Below are 16,499 nucleotides of genomic sequence, written 5' to 3' on the forward strand. Positions count from 1 at the left end.
TCGGGCGACAGGGCGTTCTAGTCTGGAATGATTCCATTCCAGGTGTCGACGATCATGCCTCCTATCACCTCAGTCAGCGGCTGTAACTTCCCGATCGCCGGCTATCCCGACGCCAAGTTGAGCGAGCGGCGCCTGAATGCGCGGGAACGGTTCGACGCGGACATGACATCCGGAGCGCCGGTGCCGGGCGACGTCTACGAGCGCTTCATCCACGACTTCAGTTATATGGGGCCGATAGACATCGCCATCGACGTGTTCAGGAACGGCGATGCCAAAATGCAGGCGCTGCGCGCGGCAGCGCTGGGGCACATCGCGTCTTACCCAGAGGGGCGTCAATTTCTGGCGCCTCGGGATCGCCGACTTTCCCATTCAACGTTGGATCCGTCGAAACACCTGTTGAGACGGATCGCGCCGGAGACCCGGCGGAAAATGCTCACGACCGCCGAGGTCGACGCGCAAGGGAAAATCATCCTGACGATTCCGGGAAGTCAAATACGTTTTCCTTTGACCGAGGCTTGCTTCACGGGCAAGCAGGCGGAACTCACGACAGACGAATGTCTGGCGCTGCTGCTTGCGAAGGATGAGAAAAGGCAGACGCTGTTGGCGCGTGCCGCGAGCCTCGATCCGGCTTCCCATGATTCGGCCCCGTACTTGCAGGTGTGGTGGCATCTGCTCGACGCCGTCGTGACCGAGACCGCGTTCAGCCGTAAAGCGAAAAACGTGGACTATCAGTGCGTGGCAACCCTGTTCCAACGCGCAGGGAAGTGCGATATGGACGCGAATCAGCGAGTGCAGGTTCTGCGCGGTAGTGGCCATGCGCTGTGTCGAGCCGAACTGTGGAGCGAGTCGGCACGGGAATTCGTGGATTTGGCGGGCTTCTACGAGACGTACCGCCGTGAGAGCATCACGAGGCTGCCTCCCGACGAAAGGCGGGTGCTTGAGTTTCAGGCATCCTCGGCCTATCTTCGGTCGGCCGAGCTTTTCATTCGGGGCAACGACACCGCTTCGGCTTTGAGCAGCGTTGACATGGCGTGGCGTGGATTCGAGCGCCTGCTGCAAACCGGGGAGCATCGATTCGTGATGGATCTCGCCGATCGATTCCACAAATGCTATCTGCACATCGACAAAGGGGCCGAGGCGCAAGTCTTTGCTGCCACGGTGTTGCCTTCTGCGCGTGAGATCGGGTTGCCGGGCACGATTGCCGAATGGGAGAGCAGAGCTGCCGTGCCTGAAACGCATGTGGCCGACATCGCGCCGGATGGGAAGAAGGCGCAATAGGGCACGGCGATTCGTGATAGTTGAGCGTCCGGGGAGGGGCGCAGACTGCTCACATCGGGTTCTCAACGAGGCGACGCTCATGCCAAACACAGTGACGCAGGGAAATGTCAACTTCCCGCTCCTGAACTATCCGAATTCCAATCTTAGCGACGCGCGATGCCGCACATTGGGCGAGCTCAATGCCCACATTTCGGCGGGACGATGTCCGTCCGATGGAGTGTTCAGCGAGTTCCTGAGGAACTTCGTTTACCTCGGCCCGTTAGACGCTACAAAGAACGCCTTGTGCTGCGGAATCAAGGCACGGTTACTGTCGTGTGCAGGCCTTTGTCATATCGGGTCGTCTGGCCCGGGTAGGGACTACTTGGAGAGAGACGGAAAACTGGAATTCGCGGGGCGGGACGCCCTGATTCTGCTCAATGAGCTTCCGTTGGACATACGACAAACCATGCTGGATAACGCCCGACTCGGGGACCGTTATCAAATCATTCTCGAGTTTCCCGATATCGAGCTCAACATCCCGATGGGCAGCGAGTGTTTCGGCGATGGACAGGGTGCACTGACGATGGCGGAAGCGAGAGCGCTTCTGCTCGGACGCGACATGCGCGAGGTGTCGCTGCTGGTTCAGTTTGCGCAAAAGATGACGCAGACCGATGTGGCGTGTTTCGACAATCACATCTTGCATGCGTGGCTAAGTGCCATTGATCGCTGCGTGGACGGTAAGGCAGCGGGCAGCTTCAGCAACGAGAGAGAAGACTTGATTGCGCTGGGTGTCGCATTGCGGACCTTTGCGAACAAGTTGGCAGGGGGCTCGCCCAGAGATGACGTGCTACTCAAGCGCATTCTGTACCAGCGACGAGGGGCGTTCGCCAAAGCCGGCCATCCCGGCGAGTGCGGTTTGGCCCACAACGATATTGCGATGCTCTTGCTGCATTCTGGCGACAGGGATCTGGCCAAAAGGGAGTTTACGAGCGCGGGTCACGAGTTCGACAAGGCGATGAGCTACTTTCTGGCATCAAACATGATTTCAGACGCGAAGGAATTTCACGACCACGCAGTGAGAGCATTTCAGAACGCTGAGAACAACGATCTGGCTAATTCGGTCGACCTGAGATTTCACAAGTCCGTCGAGGCGCGCACGCCCAACGAAACGATGCAGTTCGAATCCTTATCATCATCGAATGCCGGAACGGTATGGGAGCGGATGGCGCGGGGCTTCGTTCCCGTGGAGCTGCAATTGGAAGGCGATATGTTTTCGCCCGTCGACGACCGCGTCAATTCGTCCACGCCGAGACCTTCAATGGACGCAATTTCCGGCATCTTCCAAAACGAGAGTTTCGAGAGCGGCGACGCCCTGTCGACATGACAGTAGGGCGGTGACCGCATAGACGAATGGCCACAGGGTGCGCGGCGATATCAGACGTTTGCGCTCCGCTGCCCCGGCTCGCACTCACTTCAACGACGATTTGACGAGGCAACGCTCATGCCAACCACTCCAATCACTCAACCTTCCTCGAGCACGAACTTTCAGGTGCAGGGTTATCCGGATCAGATGCTCAGCGAACGTCGCTTGAGCGAGTTGAGTGACTTCAATCGCTTGATGAATTTGGGCGGCAAAATCCCGGATAGCACGATCTCCGGATTTCTCGCGCGCTTCCGGTCCATGGGCGTATTGGATACCGTGTCCAACACGTTGTCCGGTACGGAAAAGGCGCGCATTCTCGCCGGCGCGGCGCACTGCCATGTCGCGTCGTTTGGACAAGGGCGGGACTATCTCGAGCGCCACAGTCCGCATCGCCCGGTCAACGACGATGCCGCGAATCAACTGGCCGAGCTGACGTCTTCCGTCAGAGATAACGTGATGGCCACTGCCGGGATCGGGGAGGATGGTCTGATCGTCTTCACCTTCCCGGATGTTCCGTTGCACTTTCCGTTGACGATGTCGTCGCTCGGGACTGGCGACAAGGCCCTGCTCCGCCATGAGGCCAGACAATTGCTGCTGAAGCCGGATGGCAACGAATCTTCGCTCCTGGCCGCTCTGGTGAAGCGCATGGCGAACCCACAACCCCGGGATTTCAATGCGGAGGTCTGCGAGGTCTGGATTGCGCTCATTGAGCGTGGTCTTTCGGATGATGAGCCAGCCGCGTTCAGCGACGATCAAATCGAGATCCACATGCTTGGGAGTGCCCTGATGGCGTTGGCGCGCCGGCTTGAGGAGGTCCCGAACGCCGACACCTCACGCTTGCTATGGATGCTGACGACAGGCGCCGATGCATTTGCGAAGTCTCAAGACACCAAGTCGCATGGTGTTGCTTTAATGAGAGTCGCGGATTTCCACAAAGGCCGTGGTGAGCGGGACAAGGCTACGGCGGCAAACACATTCGCCGCGAGCGTGCTCGCGAAAACGGCGCTTCAACGACTAGAGGATGGGAACGTCGAAGACGCCAATCATTGCGCCAGACTTTCGAAAGAGGCAAGAATTCTGGCGGGGACGCTGGATTTCGAAGTCGAGCAACACTCGCCGCCGTTAGACGTAAACTTCGGATACGACGACGCCTACTCACTCTCGCAACTGAGCGATTTCGTCAGCCAGCGTCGTTTTGATGAGAAGTGGGAATCGTTAAACGAGTCAACGCAGGCGCAATCGTCGAGTTGGTTAGACAAGTTTCCGCGTGTAAACAGCGGTGACGTCGAAAGCGAGGGAAGTATCTCCGATGGCGACGGCGAATCTAAGGTTGAGGAGACAGATCTCGGTTTCAAGAGTGACGATAGTCATTAATTTTTACGGTGAGCGACAGCATTGCGCGTCGCCCACCGCAACCCCGATCAGAGATCGAACTCCGGATCCGGGGAGCGCAGCTTGCGCCATATCGACCGCACGGTGAAGGCAACCAGCAGGACCGTCAGACTCGCGACACCGAGCGCCAACGGTGTGCGCTGGTCGGGAATGAAAGCCATGGCGCCGACGATGGACAACATGCCGATGATGGCGACCCAGGTCAGGTAGGGGTACCCCCACATTCTTATCTTGAGCTTGCCCGGCGCCTCGCGTTCCAGCCGCTTGCGCAGCTTGAGTTGCGAGAAGGCGATCAGCACGTAGACGAAGATCGCCACGGTCCCGTATGAGTTCACGAGAAAGGCAAACACCGTATCCGGTGAGACGTACGACATGACCACGGCCGCGTAGCCAAACAGCGTGCCGACGAGAATCGCACGAACCGGCACGCCCCGAGCGTTAAGCTTCGCCAGCGAACGCGGCGCATCGCCCCGGCGCGTGAGCGCAAACAGCATTCGCGATGACGCATACAACCCGGAGTTCAGCGCGGAGAGCACGGCGGTGAGCACGACGGCGTTCATGATGTGCGCCGCCGCCGGGATGTGCATCGCTTCGAGCGCACTGACATACGGCGTCGCCATGCCGGTCGAGTTCCAGGGCACGAGCATCACCACGAGCAGGATCGAACCGATATAGAAGAACAGCACGCGTCCGATCACGGAGTTCGTGGCGCGTGCCACCGCCTGCTGCGGTTCGGCGGCTTCGGCGGCGGCAATCGTCACGATCTCTGCCCCGAAGTAGAAGCCTGTGGCTGCGACTGCGCCGGCCATCACCGGCCCGACGCCGTTAGGCATAAAACCGCCATGCGAGAGCAGATGTCCGGTGCTCGCCACCGCACCCGGCCACATGCCGAACACGAACAGTGCGCCGAGGAACAGGAAGACGACGATGGCCGCGACTTTGATCGACGCGAACCAGAACTCGAACTCGCCGTACGACGCCACCGACACCAGATTGGTCAGCGTGAGCACCACGAGCAGCACGAGGCTGATGGTCCACGCGGGAATGTCCGGCAACCAGAACTGAATCAGATTGGCCCCGGCCACGGCTTCGACCGCGACCACGATCACCCAGAAATACCAGTACATCCAGCCCGTTAGAAAGCCGGCCAGTTCGCCGCCCACGGGCTTGTCGTTCCACGCGAGTCTCGCGTACTCGTAGAACGAGCCGACGGCGGGCAGCGCGCACGCCATCTCGCCGAGCATGCGCATGACCAGAACCACCAGCGCGCCGGTAATCAGGAACGACAGCACGGCGGCCGGGCCGGCGGCATGCACCACCACGCCGCTGCCGACGAAGAGTCCTGCGCCGATCACGCCGCCCAGCGCGATCATGCTCATATGACGTTGTTTGAGGCTCGATTGCAGATGCGTTCCGGTGTCACGATTGGCCATGGCGACCTCCCGTGAGCGGTGCGACGATGCGGGGAAAGACTGCGAGGACTGCAACGAGGGGGAAACTGCCGATGAATGTCTCAACTGCCACACAACCTCCTGAATGCCTTGTTCGACGGCAGGTGCGGCGAATCGGGGGCGCCGCCCTGCGTCTTTCTTGTGATGACCAACGTGACCGCTTACGTCTTGTTGCCGTCTGATTCCTGTCTACGGTATGCCTTGTCAGACCTTGCCTTTCCAGGGCACCAGCACACGTTCTAGATAGCGCATGATCAGATCGAATCCGAACGCGAAGAAGCCGATCACGATGATCCCCATGATCACGATGTCCGACGCGAGGAATTCCGCCGCGTTGAGCACCATGAACCCGAGACCGCTCGATGCCGCCACCATTTCGGCGGCCACCAGCGTGGTCCAGCCCACGCCAATCCCAATGCGCATGCCGGTGAAGATTTCAGGCAGCGCCGATTTGACGATCACGTGCATGACGATCTGACGCGGCGACGCGCCCATCGAATACGCGGCGTGAATCTGTTCCAGCGAGACCGAGCGAACGCCCGCCCGTGCCGCGATGGCCAGCGGTGCGAAGATCGCCAGATAGATCAGGAAGACTTTCGAGAACTCGCCGATGCCGAACCAGATGATCACGAGCGGCAGATAGGCCAGCGGCGGCAGCGGACGGTAGAACTCGATGGGCGGATCGAAGACGCCGCGTCCGATGCGCGACACGCCCATCAGAATGCCGACCGGGATCGCCGTGATACACGCGAGCGCGAAGGCGCCGAACACGCGGTAGAGGCTGGCGAGCGTGTGTTGCCACAATGTCGATCCGGCGAAGCCTTCCGTCGAGACCTGAATGAATTTCTCGACGATGGCGCGCGGTCCCGGCAGGAACAGCGGCTTGATCATGCCGGACGACGTGATCGCGACCCACAGCAACAGCAGCGCGAAGACGGTCACGACACTGATCGCGAGGCTGGGGCCCTGACCGGGCGCGCCGAACGACTCGCCGGCCTTGACAGGACGCGGCGCGAACATGCGCGCGAACAGGCCGCGCTTGCGTCGCGAACTGGCGGCACGCGCCATGCCGTTCGAGGCGGCCGGCGTGGCGGCGTGCGCGTGAGGATTGGTGACGGGTTTGGTCATCATGATGGCTCGTCTCCCGCGTCGCTCAGGCGGCGACCGCGCCGGCAGACGTCGTCTGCCCGGCACGCTCGTCGCCGTAGATGATGCTGAGCACGGTCTCGCGCATGGCGATGAAATCGGGGCTCGACTTGATGGCGCGCGCATCGCGGGATTCGAGGTAGCGCTTGTTGAAGTCGAGTTCGTAGGTGTGCGTGATGCGTCCAGGGCGGGGCGACATCACGATCAGGCGGCTGGCGAGGAACAGCGCTTCTTCCACGCTATGCGTGATGAAGAAGATCATCTTCTGCGTTTCACGCCAGACGTCGAGCAACAACTCCTGGATGGTCTCTCGCGTGAGCGCGTCGAGCGCGGCCATCGGCTCGTCCATGAGCAGCATCGACGGATTGCAGGTCAGTGCCCGGGCGATCCCCACGCGCTGCTGCATGCCGCCCGAGAGCTGATAGATCATGTGATGGTGAAAGTCCTGCAAGCCGACGAGCGCCAGATTGCGCGCGGCACGGGCGCGGCGCTCGGTCTTGGGCACGCCTTGCAGCTTGAGTCCGAACTCGGTGTTCTCCATCACGCTCAGCCACGGCAGCAGGGCATGCTTCTGGAACACCACGCCACGGTCGGCGCCGGGGCCTTCGATGGGCGAGTCGCCGAGCAGCAATTCGCCGGACGTCGGTGCGATGAAGCCCGCCATCAGACTGAGGAGCGTGGTCTTGCCGCAACCCGAGGCGCCGAGCGCCACCACGAAGTCGCCGGGTGCGATGGTCAGATCGACATGGGCGAGCGCCTGCACCTGCTCGCCGGGGCGCCGACCGGGATACACGACGCTGACGTCGTTGACGATGAGTTGTTCCATGAAGCCCTTCTCCAGCAGATCCAGCGATCGGGGAGGGACCACCGCGCCGGACCTGCCGGCATGACGGCCCCGGTGCGGCTTACTTCAACTTGAGTGCGGCGTCGACATAGCGCGACGTGACATACGGCGTGTAGTCCGCCTTGACGGCGTTGATCTTCTGCTGACTCTTCAGAAACTCGGCGGTGTCCTTGAGCGCCTTGGCCGCACGGCTGTCCTTGCCGCCGCCCAGCCACTCGGCCGACGCCTGCTGCTGCGCGGACGGATAGGCGTAGAGCGAGAGCGCGCCGGGCACGTCTTCCGGTTTGCCGCCGATGGTCTTCACGATCGACTTCACCTGCGGGGACGCCGGTGTCCACGCCGCCTGATTCTGGCGATAGGCCGCATCGGCGTCGGCGATCACCTTGACGAACTTCGCCATGAAGTCGGCATTCGCTTCGCCCCATTTGCGGTCGACGGCAATCCCGTCGAAGGTCGGCTTGCCCTGCTTCGACAGCTCGCCGGACGTGATGAGCACGTGCCCGCTTTGCTTGATCTGGGCGAGCGCCGGATCCCACACGTAGGCGGCGTCGATGTCACCCCGCTCCCACGCGGCGACGATCTGGTTCGGCTGCATGTTGAGCACCTGCACCTCGGTCGGCTTGATGCCCCACTGTTGCAGCGCGAACATCGTGTGGTAGTGCGTCGTCGAGACGAACGGCACGCCGATCTTCTTGCCCTTCAGATCGGCAGGCGTCTTGATGTTCGACGCATTGCGCACGACCATCGCTTCGGCCTGGTTGATGTCGTCGAGAATCCAGAACAGTTGCAGATCCAGCCCCTGCGAGACGGCGGCCGCCATCGGGCTGGAACCGAGCACGCCGATCTTGATGTCGCCGGAGGCGAGCGCCGTGGCGACCTTCGCGCCCGATTCGAACTGGCGCCAGTGGATCTTGTAGCCCGTCGCTTTCTCGAAGTCGCCGCTCGCGATGGCGACCAGCCACGGATCGACGATCTGCTGATACGCGATCGTCACCTCCTTCTCCTGCGCCTGGGCTGTCCCAGGCAGCGTCAAGCCGAGCATGAGCGTCGCGGGAAGCGCGGCTGCCGCCAGCGCCGTGGCAGCGAACACCCGTCGCAGCCGGTTCGGAAGTCCAGTCATGGTTCACCTCTAATCGGAAAGTTTTCGGTGGAACACTCGGGTTGACGCATCCGCTATGACAAATCGGCGTCAAGTGACTGCATCATTGCCGCGCACTTTTTTGTTCGTTAGAGCCAGTTGGCCGCATTTGATGATGCCAACTGGTCCAGCTACGGCGAAATCGCCCGCCAAGGCGCATGGATGCTGGCATTCGGCCCTTTTTCTCGCGTCTGCGGATAAACCCCAATTCGGAATAAACGTCACCGTCTCATGAGTAATAATTGACGTTCTGGAAGTGACATAAGAAAGGGGACGCGATGTCGAGCCGGATTTCTGCGGCGATGTGGAACCAGTTGTTCTCGGTGTCGGCGCGAGCGGGCATGAGTTTGCAGAGCCAGATTCGCCAGATGCTGGTGTCGGCGATTCTGGATGAGCGTCTGATGCGCGGCGCGGCGGTGCCGTCGTCGCGTGAACTGGCCGAAGGGCTGGGCGTGGCGCGCAACACGGTGGTGCTGGCGTACCAGCAACTGGTAGATGAGGGGTATCTGATCGCGCGCGAGCGGCGCGGCTACTTCGTCAATGGCGATATCCTTGCGCCGCGCGTCGGGTCACAAAGCGCGTCGGCGCGTGATGGCCGTGGCGCTGCGCTTGTGCCCACCGATGACGACGCGGCTGGCACCATCGCGCCGCTGGACCCGTCCACGCCGGACTGGGAGGGGCGATACGTCGTGCGTCCGTCGGCACAGCGCAACATCGTCAAGCCGATCGACTGGCAGCAATACCAGTACCCGTTCATTTACGGGCAGTTCGATCCGACGATGTTTCCGACGGCGGACTGGCGCGAGTGCTGCCACAAGGCGCTGACCGTCATGGAGATTCGCGACTGGGCGCCGGACATGATCGCGCGCGACGACGAGACGCTGATCCAGCAGATTCGCACGCGCGTGCTGCCGCGTCGCGGCGTGTGGGCCGACGCCGACGAAATCGTCCTCACCAACGGCGCACAACAGGCGTTGTACTTGCTGGCCGATCTGCTGGTCGGTGCGCGCACGACCGTCGGCATTGAAGATCCGGGCTATCCGGATGCGCGCAACATCTTCGCGATGCGCACGCCGAAGCTGATCGACCTGCCGGTCGACGAACACGGCCTGCCCGTCGACGACCGGTTGTCGCAATGCGATTACGTGTACGTCACCCCGTCACATCAATGTCCGACCACGACGACGATGCCGCTGGCCCATCGTGAGGCGTTGCTGCGTCGTGCCGAAGCCGACGATTTCGTGCTCATCGAAGACGATTACGAAAGCGAGAACAGCTATTCGGACATTCCGATTCCGGCGTTGAAGAGTCTGGACCGCAGCGATCGGGTGATCTATATCGGCAGCCTGTCGAAGTCCTTCGCGCCGGGATTGCGGCTGGGATATATCGTCGCGCCGGCGGCGCTGGTGAACGAGCTGCGCGCGCTGCGGCGGCTGATGATTCGTCACCCGTCGGCATTCATTCAGCGTTCGTTCTCGATGTTTCTCGCGCTGGGTCATCACGATGCGCTGCTGCGGCGTCTGGCCGACACCTACGCCAAGCGCGCCGAAGTGTTGAGCGCGGCGCTCGAAACCCACTTGCCGGAAGTGTCGTTCGTGCGCGTGAAGGGCGGTGCGTCGTGCTGGGTGCAGGGGCCTGCGCAGCTCAATGCGAACGTGCTGGCGGCGAGGGCGAAGTCGCGCGGCATCCTGATCGAGCCGGGCGACGTGTTCTTCATGGGGGATGCGCCCCCGCGCAACATGTTCCGGCTGGGCTTTTCGTCCATTCGGCTGGAGCACATCGAAGCGGGAGTCGTCGCGCTCGCGGAAGTGCTGCGCGAGACGATGGCAGAGGCGGCGCCTGCGGCGGAGTAACCTGCCGGTCCCGGCGGGTGCCGGGGCCGCCGCGCATCAGGCATGCATCAGGCGCGCGTCGAGATGCCGACCGTCTGACCTTGCAGGCGCGTCATGATGTCCAGCGCCTGTTGCAGACGCTTCGCATTTTCGGGGTCGTTCAGGGCGAGCGCCCCGGCGATGCCCTGACGTGCCCGATCCGCGAAATCGATGCGTTCGGGATCGCGGTCCGCCGGAATTTCAGGGCTGCCGTCGACCGGCACCTTCATCGTCATCGCCATGAACGGCGAGCTATCGTCGAGCGACATCTGGCCGCTGCGAATCTGGCCGTTGACCCAATCGCGCATCTGTTGACGCGTCATGTCGTGGAAGTCGATCTGGCGCGTGCTTTGCTGTGCGCCGGTCGCGTCGCCGGGTTGCTGCGTTTTTTCCGCCAGCACGGCCTGAAATGATCCGATGTCGGTCCGCCCGTTGCCGGTGTTCGTCTGTTGGCGACCCGTGAGCGTGTGCGTGATACCACTATCGATTTTCATAGGGATAGGTCAGTTATCCTAACGATAAAGGGGGTGTTCGTTTCCCGGGACAGTAGAGGTTCACGTGTCGCGCGTCAATGCCTTTCGTGTCGGGCGGGGTGCGCGTTGCGAAATCGGGGCTCCTGGACGGAAACCTGCCGGTGCGGAAAATTCATCGCGGCACGTTATCGCCGGGTGTCGGAACGCACGGGATTCCTGCGCCTTAGCAAGGCTGGTTCGGATAGCATGAAGCCCTCGCTCAAGAGCATCCGACTACCGGGAGACACATGAAAGCCATTCGCTGGGCGGCCGCCGCCGCTGTATTGATGATCGGCGCTGCGGCCCACGCTGCACCGTCCGCCACGTCAGTAACTTCCGCTTCAGCCTGCAACGACCCGCAGGATCAGGCGACGATGAACAAGTGCGCGATGGACGCCTACAAGGCCTCCGACAAGAAGCTCAACGACGCCTTTCAGACGCTGAACAAGAAGCTGAGTCCGGAGGGCAAGGCCGCACTGCAAAAGTCGCAGCGGGCGTGGATCGCGTGGCGCGACGCGCAGTGTACGTTCGAGACGATGGGCTCGGACGGCGGCAGCATTCATCCGCTCGTGATCACCACCTGCTTCGACGAATTGACGAAGGCGCAGACCAAACGTCTGGACAGGATGAACAACTGCGAAGAAGGCGATCTGTCCTGCACTCGCCCGTGATCCGACTCACGCATCGCACTCGGCAGCGGGCATTCGTCGATCGATGCCCACTGCCGTGCGCTGCCTCAGAACGTATGACGCAACCCCAGCGAAACCCCCATCTTGCTGCCGTAGGTGCCCTGTGAGGCAATCAGCGTGTACTTGCCGCTGATGTTGTTGTGATCGACTTCCAGATAGACGTCCGTGCGCTTGCTCAGTTGGTAATCCGCCATGCCATAGACGGCGGTACGCTTGCCGCCCGGCTGCGCCTGCCAGTCGACGAAGCCGCCCACGCCCAGTGTGAGCGCCGGTAGCGGGTTATAGCTCAGGCCGAGCAGCATGACGTTGTTGCGCGTCTCGACCTCCGTCAACTGGCTATGCAGATAGCCGGCCGTGGCTTTCCACGCGCCGAACGCTGCGCCCGTCGAAAAGCCGAACGTGTTGCGCGACTGCGTGCCGTCCGCCGACGTCAGGCGCTGATAAACCAGGGTGCCGTTCACCCCGCCCGCCGTATATCCCGCCGTCACCCCCACGCCCGAATTCGCATGCGTATCGCTCGCGGCATTGCCGAAGGTGTAGGCCGTACCCAGCGAAAAGCCGCCCGCATCGAGGGTGTACTTCACCGTGTTGTCGAGACGGCTGCCGACGTAGTTGCTGGCCACGATCAGCGTGTCGAGGTTCGGGTTGTTGAAGATCTGCGCCGCACCCATCGCCGTGTAGCCCACGCTGTACTGACGCCCGATCGACAACGCGCCATAACTGCCGCGCACGCCCACGAACGCCTGACGGCCGAACAGTCGACCCGCACCGTTCGACGACGCCTGCCCGAAGCCGGCGCTCTTGGTGCCTTGCAACGACGTGCCGTCATCCAGACTGAAGCCGCTCTCCAGCACGAAGAACGTTTCCAGATCGGGGGCGAGTTGCTCGGTGCCCTTGATCCCCCAGCGCGAGCCGGTGAACGAACCTTGCGAGGCGCTGAACAGCTTGCCGTCGCTGGCGCTGGCGTTGGTTTCGTAGCGAATGGCCGTGTCGATGAGGCCGTACAGCGTGACTTCGGCGTGCGCGCTGGTGGACGCGAGCAGCAGAGGCGTTGTGCAGGAAAGGCAGGCCGCCGCGTACGCGATGCGGCGTCGTGTTGCGAAAAGCATGACGGGTGTCTCCGATGTGTATTTTTGGATGTCGCGGGTATTGCTGGTGTTGCTGGTATTGCCAGGGGATGCGGTGAATCAGGCCGGTGGCGATGCCCCGTGCGGGGCCACGGCGAAGACGGCGCTGGCGGTGGCCAGCAGGCGGTCGTCGGCGTCGAGCACCTCGGCTTCGCAGAACGCGAGCGAGCGGCCGCTACGGCGCACCCTTGCATGCGCCGTGATGCGTCCGCGTGCCGGGCGCAGGTAGTTGATCGTGAGGCTGGCGGTGCCGAGGTTGTCGACCGTGCCACTCGCGCGCGTCGCCATGCCCATCGCCGTGTCGAGCAGCGTGGCGATCAGGCCGCCGTGCGCGTTGCCGTGGCGGTTGGTATGCCGGTCGAGCACATCGCACGCGAGGACGGCCGTGCCGTCGCCCGATTCCAGCAGCGTGAAGCTCTGATCGAGGCAGAACTGCGATTCGATGCGTAGCGGGCCGACGGGCACGGGAGACGTGAGGTGCGTCATTGGGCTGCGGTGGCTGCGGCCGCGGACGTGCTCAGCATCGGATTCAGGCCGGTGCGTGCGACCCGGCTGGCGAGCTGACGCCCGAGCGCGGTTTCGCACGCTTGTGACGCGGCCATCATCGCGGCCAGATCGATACCCGTATCGACGCCCATCGTCTCCAGCACGTTCACGAAGTCTTCCGTGCAGACATTGCCGGTCACGCCGCCGCCGTACTGCACCTTCGCCGGATGGCCGCCGGTGCCCCCGAACGCGACATCGAAGTGGCTCACGCCCGCTTCCAGTGCCGCGAGGTAATTGACGATGCCGGTGCCACGGGTGTCGTGAAAATGCGCGATGGCGTGGACGTCGGGGAAGGACGCCAGCATCTGCGAGAACAGGGCCTTCGTCGATGCCTGCGTCGCCACGCCGATGGTGTCGCCGAGCGTGATGTATTGCACGCCGAGCGAGGCGAATCGCTCCACGTCCTGAAGCACGCGCGCGGGATCGATGGCCCCTTCGAACGGACATCCGAAGGCGACCGAAATGGTGCCAACCAGACGGAAACGGCCTTGCGCAGCCTTTGCCATCGCCTCGATGCGCAACCACTGATCGGCGCGCGACTGCTTCAGGTTGCGCGTCGAATGCGCGTCGCTGGCCGACACCAGCAGGCTGATTTCATTGACGCCGATGCCCGCATCCAGATCGACCAGCGCACGCTCGACGGCGCGCGTGTTGGCGCACGTCGCCTTGTAGTAGACGCCATCGACGCGCGGCAGCACGGCGAGCAGGGCGCTGGCGTCGGCGAACTGCGGCACGACGGCCGGGTTGGAGTAAGACGTCGCCTCCACGCGGCGAAAACCGGCACGTGCGAACCGGTCGATCAGATCGCGCTTGGTATCGGTGGCGAGGAATGCGGTCTCGTGTTGCAGGCCGTCGCGGGCAAAACATTCGCACAGGGTCAATTCGGACATGACGAACGGCGCAGCGCGCCAAAAATGAGTTCGGATGGCACGCATCAAATCATTTAATGTGACGCAATGTCAAATAAATTGTGGGCCGTGCGACACAGGGTTTACCGTAATTATTTATGTTTATTGAGGTTTTTCGCCGTGTGAGAAACACTGCGTCAATAATTTTGTTTGACGACGTCACATTTGTTGGATTAGGCTAGCCGCCATACCCGTCTTACCCAAGGTTGATGAACCCGATGTCCCGAACCCTGACGCTTCCCGACGCCCTGCGCGTTGAAGATCGCGGCGCCGTGCGCGTGATCACCATGAACCGCCCCGACAAGCGCAACGCGCTGAACAACGAACTGACCCATGCCTTGCTGGCCGCGCTGCGCGAGGCCGACGCCGATCCCGACGTGAACGCCATCGTGCTGGCTGGTGCGGGGCAGAGCTTCTGTGCGGGGGCCGACGTCAAGGAGTTCGGCGGCTTCGTTGCGGGTGGCTCGGATGCCGACGCCGCACAGGCGGCGCTCAAGCGTGCGCATCTCACGACATCGCTGCACCGCGCGTTCGCCGAGATCGGCACGCCGGTGGTCGGCGCCGCGCAGGGCTATGCGATGGGCGGCGGCGCAGGGCTGGCGCTCGCGTGCGACCTGCTGGTCGTGGGCGAGAGCCTCAAGCTGGGCTATCCCGAACTGAAGCACGGCATCGTGGCCGCAATCGTGATGGCGAATCTGGTGCGTCAGGTAGGACGCAAGACGGCATTCGAGCTGGTCTCGACGGGCGATACCGTCGATGCGTCGCGCGCATTGGCGCTGGGTCTTGCCAATCGTGTGAGCCCCGATGCCACGCTGGTCGACGACGCCGTCGCGCTGGCCGCCCGTCTGGCCGACTACGATCCCGTCTCCATGACTGCGACCAAGCGCCTGTTCCATCGCGTGGCCGATTTGCCGCTGACGCAGGCGTTCGACGTCTCGCTCGACACGAACATGATGATGCGCAGCTTCCCCAAGCGCGTGCGTCCGTCATGAGCGCAACGATGAAGCCGCTCGCCGGCGTGACGATTCTCGAACTGGCGCGCGTGCTGGCATGCCCCTTCGCAGACATGATCCTCGCGGAACTGGGTGCTACGGTCATCAAGATCGAGCAGCCGGGCAGCGGGGACGAAACCCGCACGTTCGAGCCGAAAGTCGGCGACGAGTCGGCGTATTACTTCGCCTGCAACCGCAGCAAGCAGTCCGTCACGGCGAACATGAAGACGGAGGCGGGCCGCGCGATCATTCGCGATCTCGCTTCGCGCGCTGACGTGCTGCTGGAGAACTTCCCCGTCGGCACGCTCAAGCGCTACGGCCTCGATCAGACGGCGCTGCGTGAAGCCAATCCGAAGCTCATTTACGTCTCCTGCACCGGCTTCGGCCAGACAGGTCCGTATGCGAAACGCAAAGGTTACGACACCGTCTTTCAGGCGATGGGCGGGCTGATGAGCCTGACGGGCGAGCGCGGCGGCGGTCCGGTGAAGCCCGGGTTGCCGATTGCCGACCTGTCGTCGGGATTGTGGATCGCGATTGCCATTCTCAGCGCCTTGCAAGGGCGCACGCAGACCGGCGCCGGGTGTCACGTCGATTTCTCGATGCTCGACGGTCAGGTCAGTCTGCTCACGCTCGCCGCCGGACGCTACTTCGCGCTGGGCGAGGTGCCGCCGCGTCTGGGCACGGAGCACCCGGGTCGCGTGCCGTCCGCGACGTTCGCGTGCAGCGACGGGGCTTACGTCCATATCACGTGCAGCGATCAGCACTGGCTGCCGCTGTGTGAATTGCTCGGACTCGACGCACTGGCCGCCGACGCCACGCTCGCGACCAACGCCGGCCGTGTGGAGCATCGCGATCGCCTGATGGCGGCGCTGACGGCGGCGATCTCTCGCAGGACCCGTCGCGAACTGTGCGACGCATGTGACGCCGCCGGTGTGCCCGCCGGTCCGATTCAGCATGTCGACGAAGTACTTGCGGATCCCCACGTGCTGGCTCGCGGCATGGTGAGCGAGTTCGAGCACCCGTCGGTCGGAAAATTCGGCGCGCTGCCGGTGCCGTTCAAGTTCGACGGCTTCGCCGATCCGGAAGTGGGGCGCCCGCCGCTGCTGGGCGAGCACACCGATTCCGTGCTGGCAGGACTCGGCTACACGCCCGAGAAGATCGCTGCGCTGCGTCGCGATGGCGCCATCTGAATACGATTGAACA

At 62.7% G+C, this 16,499-nt stretch carries 15 protein-coding genes; 7 read left to right on the forward strand and 8 right to left on the reverse strand.

Annotation, left to right across the window (positions count from 1 at the left end):
• Nucleotides 1–54 precede the first annotated feature (54 nt).
• The 3 genes from PCA20602_RS15310 to PCA20602_RS15320 all read left to right on the forward strand — a co-directional run bounded on the left by PCA20602_RS15310 (nt 55) and on the right by PCA20602_RS15320 (nt 4,054).
• Nucleotides 55–1,278, forward strand: coding sequence for a hypothetical protein (locus tag PCA20602_RS15310; RefSeq protein ID WP_150721963.1), 1,224 nt, complete (start codon nt 55–57; stop codon nt 1,276–1,278).
• A 445-nt stretch (nt 1,279–1,723) separates the two neighbouring features.
• Nucleotides 1,724–2,641, forward strand: a complete 918-nt coding sequence (locus PCA20602_RS15315) for a hypothetical protein (RefSeq protein ID WP_150721964.1) — start codon at nt 1,724–1,726, stop codon at nt 2,639–2,641.
• Nucleotides 2,642–2,758: 117 nt separating this feature from the next.
• Nucleotides 2,759–4,054: a hypothetical protein gene (locus PCA20602_RS15320; RefSeq protein ID WP_150721965.1), complete on the forward strand. Its 1,296-nt coding sequence runs from the start codon at nt 2,759–2,761 to the stop codon at nt 4,052–4,054.
• A gap of 47 nt (nt 4,055–4,101) precedes the next feature.
• Here the strand turns inward: PCA20602_RS15320 and PCA20602_RS15325 are convergent, their stop codons facing one another.
• The 4 genes from PCA20602_RS15325 to tauA form a co-directional block, all read right to left on the reverse strand.
• Nucleotides 4,102–5,505 carry an amino acid permease gene (locus PCA20602_RS15325; protein WP_150721966.1) on the reverse strand — a complete coding sequence of 468 codons (1,404 nt, stop codon included), beginning with the start codon at nt 5,503–5,505 and terminating at the stop codon, nt 4,102–4,104.
• Nucleotides 5,506–5,727: 222 nt separating this feature from the next.
• Complete coding sequence (locus tag PCA20602_RS15330; protein ID WP_150722124.1) at nt 5,728–6,543, reverse strand: ABC transporter permease subunit; 816 nt, start codon at nt 6,541–6,543, stop codon at nt 5,728–5,730.
• 133 nt (nt 6,544–6,676) lie between these two features.
• Nucleotides 6,677–7,495, reverse strand: a complete 819-nt coding sequence (locus PCA20602_RS15335; protein WP_069340126.1) for a taurine ABC transporter ATP-binding protein — start codon at nt 7,493–7,495, stop codon at nt 6,677–6,679.
• Between the two features lie 79 nt (nt 7,496–7,574).
• Nucleotides 7,575–8,633: a taurine ABC transporter substrate-binding protein gene (gene tauA, locus PCA20602_RS15340; RefSeq protein ID WP_150721967.1), complete on the reverse strand. Its 1,059-nt coding sequence runs from the start codon at nt 8,631–8,633 to the stop codon at nt 7,575–7,577.
• Nucleotides 8,634–8,929: 296 nt separating this feature from the next.
• On the opposite strand from tauA, the gene pdxR reads away from it, so the two are divergent.
• Nucleotides 8,930–10,504 (forward strand): MocR-like pyridoxine biosynthesis transcription factor PdxR, encoded by a 1,575-nt coding sequence (gene pdxR, locus PCA20602_RS15345; RefSeq protein ID WP_150721968.1) that lies wholly within the window; start codon nt 8,930–8,932, stop codon nt 10,502–10,504.
• Between the two features lie 47 nt (nt 10,505–10,551).
• Here pdxR and PCA20602_RS15350 read toward each other — a convergent pair whose 3' ends face one another.
• Complete coding sequence (locus PCA20602_RS15350; RefSeq protein WP_150721969.1) at nt 10,552–11,016, reverse strand: hypothetical protein; 465 nt, start codon at nt 11,014–11,016, stop codon at nt 10,552–10,554.
• Nucleotides 11,017–11,282: 266 nt separating this feature from the next.
• On the opposite strand from PCA20602_RS15350, the gene PCA20602_RS15355 reads away from it, so the two are divergent.
• A complete protein-coding gene (locus PCA20602_RS15355; protein ID WP_150721970.1) occupies nt 11,283–11,705 on the forward strand; it encodes a lysozyme inhibitor LprI family protein in 423 nt (140 codons plus the stop codon).
• Between the two features lie 65 nt (nt 11,706–11,770).
• Here the strand turns inward: PCA20602_RS15355 and PCA20602_RS15360 are convergent, their stop codons facing one another.
• From PCA20602_RS15360 to PCA20602_RS15370, 3 genes are all read right to left on the reverse strand, one after another.
• On the reverse strand, nt 11,771–12,832 hold the full coding sequence (locus tag PCA20602_RS15360; RefSeq protein ID WP_150721971.1) for a porin: 1,062 nt from the start codon (nt 12,830–12,832) through the stop codon (nt 11,771–11,773).
• Nucleotides 12,833–12,910: 78 nt separating this feature from the next.
• Nucleotides 12,911–13,336 carry a PaaI family thioesterase gene (locus PCA20602_RS15365; RefSeq protein WP_150721972.1) on the reverse strand — a complete coding sequence of 142 codons (426 nt, stop codon included), beginning with the start codon at nt 13,334–13,336 and terminating at the stop codon, nt 12,911–12,913.
• Nucleotides 13,333–14,286: a hydroxymethylglutaryl-CoA lyase gene (locus tag PCA20602_RS15370; protein WP_150721973.1), complete on the reverse strand. Its 954-nt coding sequence runs from the start codon at nt 14,284–14,286 to the stop codon at nt 13,333–13,335. The genes PCA20602_RS15365 and PCA20602_RS15370 overlap by 4 nt, the downstream gene beginning before the upstream one ends.
• A 236-nt stretch (nt 14,287–14,522) precedes the next feature.
• Between PCA20602_RS15370 and PCA20602_RS15375 the strand changes: the two genes are divergently transcribed.
• A complete protein-coding gene (locus PCA20602_RS15375) occupies nt 14,523–15,296 on the forward strand; it encodes an enoyl-CoA hydratase/isomerase family protein (RefSeq protein ID WP_150721974.1) in 774 nt (257 codons plus the stop codon).
• Between the two features lie 8 nt (nt 15,297–15,304).
• Nucleotides 15,305–16,486 (forward strand): CaiB/BaiF CoA transferase family protein, encoded by a 1,182-nt coding sequence (locus PCA20602_RS15380; protein WP_150721975.1) that lies wholly within the window; start codon nt 15,305–15,307, stop codon nt 16,484–16,486.
• Nucleotides 16,487–16,499: the final 13 nt, after the last annotated feature.

Source organism: Pandoraea capi, assembly GCF_902459735.1.
GTDB lineage: Bacteria > Pseudomonadota > Gammaproteobacteria > Burkholderiales > Burkholderiaceae > Pandoraea > Pandoraea capi.